The organism is Bacillus sp. LR--39 (genome assembly GCF_053613335.1).
Window position 1 is genome coordinate 1 of record NZ_JBSIOT010000158.1, and the last position, 1,403, is coordinate 1,403.

Genomic DNA, 1,403 nt, shown 5'->3' on the forward strand with positions numbered 1-1,403 from the left:
TTTTCAAGCTTTTTAATATCAGCGCCCTGTGTTGTCCAGACGATAATCAGGTCAGGGTTCAAATCAATGACCTTTTCAACCGAAGTGCCGTCTCCGATGTTTTCAACGCCGTCGGTTTTTCCTTTGTAGTAAGGGTTTTTAAATACATTCTCAGGCGCACCGACAACGTTGATGCCGAGTGTTTTGAAGTAGCCGTAATAGCCGTCTGCCATGACAACCACCCGTTTAGGATGCTTCGGGATTTTTACATTTCCGTTTTCAGCCTTGTATGTAAAGGTTTCTGCGCCTTTTGAATCAGAGGCAGAACCTTTGCTTTCTGAGTTATTCCCGCAGGCTGCCAGCGCTGCAATCAATAACAGGGCAAAAAACGCGGCTCCGAGTTTCTTGTATATATGGGTCATATCTCATACCTTCTTTCTAAAAAATAGATGAAAAAGAGAATCATTATCATCTGTGATTATACCACTGCAAGTGCCGGTTGACACGATATTTTTGCAAATGCATTTTCATTTTTGTTCAAAACACTCTATTAAATCAGCTGAAAAAAGTGATATACTGAAACAACAATTGATAATCATTATCAGTAACAGAAAGGAAGTACGGCAGTTGAGTCAACATAAAAATATACAGACTGCATCAGAAGAAATCCAATGGACGCCAAGGACATATGGCGCGGTCATCGTCCTTATTGCAGGTCTATGCCTGCTTTGCCTTGGCGCATTTTTATCCATATCCCTCGGTGCAGCGGATATTCATTTGCGCACTGTGTGGGACGCCATTTTTTATTTCAAGCCGACAAAGACATCTCACCAAATTATACATGATCTTCGGCTGCCGAGAACGGCGGCTGCCGCGCTTGTAGGCGCATTGTTGGCAGTGTCGGGAGCAATCATGCAGGGGATGACGAGAAACCCATTGGCAGAGCCTTCGATTATGGGTGTGACATCAGGCTCTGCGTTTGCGGTTTCGATTGCGTTTGCCTTTTTTCCCGGACTTTCTGCAATGGGGCTTGTGCTATGGTCCTTTGCGGGAGCGGGGCTGGGGGCATCGACGGTAATGGGCATAGGCTTGTTTTCAAGGGGCGGACTTACGCCTGTAAAGCTTGCTCTGGCGGGTACGGCAGTTACTTATTTCTTTACCGGCATTTCAACTGCTATTGCAATCCGCTTTGATGTCGCTCAGGATATCAGCTTTTGGTACGCAGGCGGGGTAGCGGGTGTGAAATGGTCGGGGGTCCAGCTTTTGCTTATTGCAGGGGCTGTCGGTTTAACGCTCGCGTTTTTCATGGCCCGGTCTGTGACAGTGTTAAGTCTCGGTGACGATCTGGCAAAAGGGCTTGGACAATATACATCAGCGGTGAAACTGGTTGGCATGCTTATTGTAGTAATTCTGACCGGAGCTGC

1 protein-coding gene and 1 pseudogene are annotated in these 1,403 nt (G+C 46.6%); one reads left to right on the forward strand and one right to left on the reverse strand.

What is annotated here, in order from left to right; all coding sequences use genetic code 11:
• A pseudogene (locus ACWHAR_RS21335) lies at window positions 1–401 on the reverse strand (iron(3+)-hydroxamate-binding protein fhuD); the annotation flags it as partial.
• Between the two features lie 205 nt (window positions 402–606).
• Here ACWHAR_RS21335 and ACWHAR_RS21340 point away from each other — a divergent pair.
• Window positions 607–1,403: FecCD family ABC transporter permease (locus ACWHAR_RS21340; RefSeq protein ID WP_452087751.1), on the forward strand; the 797-nt coding region annotated here is incomplete at its 3' end.